Origin of the sequence: Aequoribacter sp., assembly GCF_965659035.1 — a bacterium.
In the GTDB taxonomy this organism is placed as follows: domain Bacteria; phylum Pseudomonadota; class Gammaproteobacteria; order Pseudomonadales; family Halieaceae; genus Aequoribacter.
Map to the genome: position 1 here is coordinate 1 of NZ_CBFHWH010000016.1, position 4,473 is coordinate 4,473.

Sequence of the window (4,473 nt, forward strand, 5' to 3'; positions counted from 1 at the left end):
CCACAACGGCCTGAAGTTCGTCGCGCTGCAAGTGATCTAACAGGCCCTCGGTGACACAAATAACCGCATCACGCGGCGCTAAACCGGCCGCAAAGGCATTCATACCACGCTCTCTAGGCAACCAGTAAACACCGGGCACCGGCATATTTGCCGCCAAAGCAATTTCAGCTACGACATTTTGGTATTGCCGCAATTTAGGCTCACCGGTATTGGGGGGCACACGAACAGCCCCCATCATTTCCGCAACTGCCGCGCCGCCCGCCGACAGCTGGGTCCAACGTAGCAGGACCACAATACCAATTAAAATGATCATCGCGCCGCTTACAAACAGGAATTGACGCGTCGCAAAATAGTCTGCCCAGCCAGCCGAACCACTCGGCAATCCCATGAACACAAAGATCGAGACAAAGAGATTCGCCGCCAGAATGAGTCCTGCAGACGCAACAACAAACAGCAACACCAGCAGTCGAGTATTACGTCGCGCCAGATCTTGACCCTTAAAAAAATCCATAGGCTTTAGAAGCTGACCTTCGGCGCCTCTTGAATTGCGGCGGAATCGGCAAACACCAACAGTTCTGCATCAACGCCATGACCTATCTTGGCGGCAACAAGTACAGCGGGAAAGGCCTGGCGATAGGTGTTGTAGGCGAGAACACTGTCGTTATAGCCTTGACGAGCGAAGGCCACCCGGTTTTCGGTACTGCTGAGTTCCTCGGTCAATTGCTGCATGTTGGCTGACGCCTTTAGATCGGGGTAAGCCTCCATCGTCACACTCAGCTTACTCAAAGCGGATTGAAGCACCGACTCAGCATCCGCGAGCGCAGCAACACCTCCACCCGATGCTAGGGCAGAGAGTGCGGCCGTGGCCTCATTACGCGCTACCACCACGGCTTCCAAAGTGGCGCTCTCGTGCGCCATATAAGCTCGCGCCGTTTCAACCAAATTAGGAATTAAATCGTGCCGTCGCTTCAGCTGCACCTCAATCTGCGCAAAAGCGTTCTTGTAACGATTTTTGAGCGCGACCAAGTTGTTGTATGTCGCAATCAACCAAATAACGACGACCGTCAGCGTTAGAAGAATCAATAGCGTAAGCCAGTCCATATCACCGCTCCTTGTTGGGTTAGCAACAGTTTACCCGATTCGCAATAACAGCCAAGCAAAGTCATCAATTTCATCCACCCCCTTGCATGGCCAATGAATTTTAGTGCAACATGTTCAACAGGCAGGAAGCCTAAACACCAGACCGCACTATCGTTAACAAGGAGGTTACGATGCAGCGTTTATCTTTAAGTGTGCGCGATACTCTGTGCAGCACTGCACCTATTATTCGTACACCACACGTAAAACGTACTTACGACGCCACTAACACAACCCAAGCGGTGCTTAAAGCACTGCTGAATAATGACCTGCGTTTTTGCGATGCGCCCAATGTGGCTCGTTCACTGGGAATTAGCGCCAGCACAATGAGGCGCAGACTTAAAGAAGACAACACTAGCTTCTCGCATTTAAGTGATAGGGTCAGACAGTATCGATGCGAACAGATGCTCACGAAAAAGTGGCTACCCGGAAAATGTCTTGCAGCAGAGCTTGGTTACAACGAGACCAATTCGTTTTATCGGGCATTTCGCCGCTGGACTGGGCTCGCCTACCGAGATTATAAAAAACGTCTACACTAGGTCACTGGCAGGGCTGCTAATCGATATGAACGACTTGATTGCGGCCCTGCTCCTTGCCACGATACAGAGCGCGATCGGCGCGACTGATCACAGAATCAAGGGTGTCATCTGAGCGATAGTATGCGACACCGACAGTTGCCGTGACGTCGACGTAGAAGGTCTGCGCCGCTTCGCCCTCGCAATAAAATGGCCGAGAACCAATCATCGTATGCAACGCTTGCAGCCGCGCTTGAGCAGCTTGACGATCGAGCCCCTCTAAAATCAATATGAATTCTTCACCGCCCCAGCGCCCGACTAAGTCATGCGATCGGCAAAATACCCGCAGGCGTTCAGCGAACTCCGCCAAAACTTGATCGCCTACTTGGTGGCCGTGCTGGTCATTTAACCGTTTAAAATGATCAATATCCAGCAGGGCGACCACCACCGGCTTACTCACATCGACGGGACGCGACAAAAGGGACCGCGCTTTGTCTTCAAGACCTCGGCGATTATCCAGCTGCGTTAGACTATCCCGTTCTGACAAGGATCGTAACTTACCATTGATGTCCTCCAGCTCAGCCAATTTAACCGCAACCGCGGCCTCTAAGACCTCCACCTGAGCACCAAAGCGATTCGCGATTAAAATCGCCATGGTGGCTGCCAACATGAGAAAACCGTAGGGGTAAAGAACCGCCCAAGTGCTCTGGTACGAAAACAACTCCCGCACCATATCGTGCCAACCCAGGACCAGAAACAGCACAACGGCCAACACAACTACCTTGGCCTCAGCGACGCCAGCACGAAATTTTTGCCACAACAACGTAGCGACTGCAGGCACCGACAAGAGGAACACCAACCAAAACACGTCTCTTACGCCCAGCAATACAGAGAGTGAAGGCTGCAGCACAAACACAGCAGAGGCGCCTAATGTGACTAAATGATACACAACAAACCATTTAGGGAAGGGTTCAGCGAGCAAGCTCCATAACAAGCGCTGCCCCCCCAGCACCAAGGCCGTGAACGATAAAAACAAAAGACGTTCAGAGAGTTGTACCGACCACCCCAAGAGCTCACGCCAATCGTGGAAGATAAAAGTAAATAGACCCGTACTCAAGGTCACCACGCCGAACCAGAAATAGTCGCGCAAGGCGTGCGATCGCCGGTACAAGTAAAATGAGAACAGCGAAAAAAGAAACAGCACAAACGCAATAAACAAGGCCGGGAGCTTGCTTGCTCGCAGCTCCCGCTTCAGCGCAACGTAATCGCCTAAGATCTGAGAATGCTCAACAAATTTAGCGCCGCTGTCACTGAAACGCAAAGACTCACCCCAAATCCTAATGGCAACCACCAAACGACCATCAGAGGTAATCGCCTCGACCGGAATGCGCCACACATTGACCTTGCGAAAATCTGGGACACCCCCATTGTCGACCTGTCCAATTGAGCCCAGTTTCATACCACCCGCGTACACATCTGCGGCTTGCCTAATCGGCCCGAACCGCAAGCCGAGACGAGCCGCTCTCGCGTAATCGAGCGGCAGGTCAAACTGTAATTCTTTGCGCAGCCAAATCACATGACCACTCGCGGGATAGCCAGCGCTGGGCCATGCGTCTGTTAAATTTTGTGTAGGCCAAGTAGAGTGGTCATAGTCAAGCTCAGCATAGCGATAGTCGTCTTGTGGCATAAACGCCCAGTCATCGTTAATGGCGATGTTGCGCTCTAAGATCTGCTCTACGTCCACCGCATGAGCCTTAACGCCAAGCACTAGGAATAATAGAACCAGCAGTCTCATCATGACAAGGCACCCTGAGATACACTGGGGCGCTCTGACACAACCTGACATCGCCCTCGCGTTTTACCCTCGTATAAGGCCACATCGGCTCGCGCAATAAGGCTTTCGAGCGAATCGCCCAAACGCCATTGGGCCACACCAAACGTCATGGTTAAACCTAAGCGAATACCATCAATGCGGAAAATTTGTGAGGTTAAAGAATCACATAAGCGCTGCGCGAGAGTTTGTGCGCCCGACAGGCTCAACTCGGGGAGTACGAGTATGAATTCCTCCCCGCCCCAACGCCCAAGAATGTCAACATCGCGAATATTCAGACCCAAATGCTGCGCCAAATGTTGCAGCACTCTATCACCTACGGCGTGTCCATAGCGGTCGTTAATCCGCTTAAAGTGATCGACATCGCACAAAATTAAACTCAGCGTCGAGCCCTGCGCCTGCATATTCGTGATTATCTGCTCGGCCGATTCTTGAAACCCGCGCCGATTTAACAATTGCGTCAGGGCATCCTCGCGAGCATGACGCGCCAGCCGCGAATTGGCGTCTCGCAACTGTTGAGTGCGTTCATTAACCAACTCGCCTAAATTATCCAAGACCGCAGCATATTGTCTGCTGAGCAGCACAGCCATACAGACAACCAACGAGAAAAACCCATACATTGACAGCATATTGCCCGGCGCCACATCAAAGAGCAAAGTCACAAATAGGTCGTGAACCGAGGTAGTAATGAAGGCCAAACTGCCGACGATAAAAACAAGAGCCTTGTCGTCACCTTCTCGCCATGCACGGTAGATCGTTTGCAAATATTGATAAACAAGCACTGCGGCAAACACCCGAAAAATATCAATCGCACCAAAATTAATTTCAAGACCAGGCACAACGGCTAATGCGGCACCCAAGCCTGCGCAAGCGATCGTTATGGCCCGCATGAAAGCAGTGAGTTCGACGTCCAAAATCGACCATACCGTGCGCACTAACAAGGGGGCCACGAAGCACACTGAGGCGTACTCGATTTTTTCATAGGTCACA

5 protein-coding genes are annotated in these 4,473 nt (G+C 51.9%); 1 reads left to right on the plus strand and 4 read right to left on the minus strand.

The annotated features are described in order from the left end of the window. Positions 1-511, minus strand: a 511-nt coding sequence (locus ACTF5Z_RS04425; protein ID WP_438984649.1) for a M48 family metalloprotease, incomplete at its 3' end; no start/stop codon positions are given. A 5-nt stretch (positions 512-516) separates the two neighbouring features. Beyond that, on the minus strand, positions 517-1,101 hold the full coding sequence (locus ACTF5Z_RS04430; RefSeq protein WP_438984650.1) for a LemA family protein: 585 nt from the start codon (positions 1,099-1,101) through the stop codon (positions 517-519). A 170-nt stretch (positions 1,102-1,271) separates the two neighbouring features. On the opposite strand from ACTF5Z_RS04430, the gene ACTF5Z_RS04435 reads away from it, so the two are divergent. Next, positions 1,272-1,676, plus strand: a complete 405-nt coding sequence (locus tag ACTF5Z_RS04435) for a helix-turn-helix domain-containing protein (protein WP_423849383.1) — start codon at positions 1,272-1,274, stop codon at positions 1,674-1,676. 16 nt (positions 1,677-1,692) lie between these two features. Here ACTF5Z_RS04435 and ACTF5Z_RS04440 read toward each other — a convergent pair whose 3' ends face one another. Together ACTF5Z_RS04440 and ACTF5Z_RS04445 are read right to left on the minus strand one after the other, a co-directional pair. Beyond that, positions 1,693-3,450: a GGDEF domain-containing protein gene (locus ACTF5Z_RS04440; protein WP_438984651.1), complete on the minus strand. Its 1,758-nt coding sequence runs from the start codon at positions 3,448-3,450 to the stop codon at positions 1,693-1,695. After that, positions 3,447-4,473: diguanylate cyclase domain-containing protein (locus ACTF5Z_RS04445; protein WP_438984652.1), on the minus strand; the 1,027-nt coding region annotated here is incomplete at its 5' end. The genes ACTF5Z_RS04440 and ACTF5Z_RS04445, both read right to left, overlap by 4 nt.

What these genes read in the sequence shown, in the direction of transcription:
- ACTF5Z_RS04440 (WP_438984651.1), bottom strand. Translation starts at nt 3,450, where the DNA reads ATGATGAGACTGCTGGTTCTATTATTCCTAGTGCTTGGCGTTAAGGCT.
- ACTF5Z_RS04435 (WP_423849383.1), top strand. Translation starts at nt 1,272, where the DNA reads ATGCAGCGTTTATCTTTAAGTGTGCGCGATACTCTGTGCAGCACTGCA.
- ACTF5Z_RS04430 (WP_438984650.1), bottom strand. Translation starts at nt 1,101, where the DNA reads ATGGACTGGCTTACGCTATTGATTCTTCTAACGCTGACGGTCGTCGTT.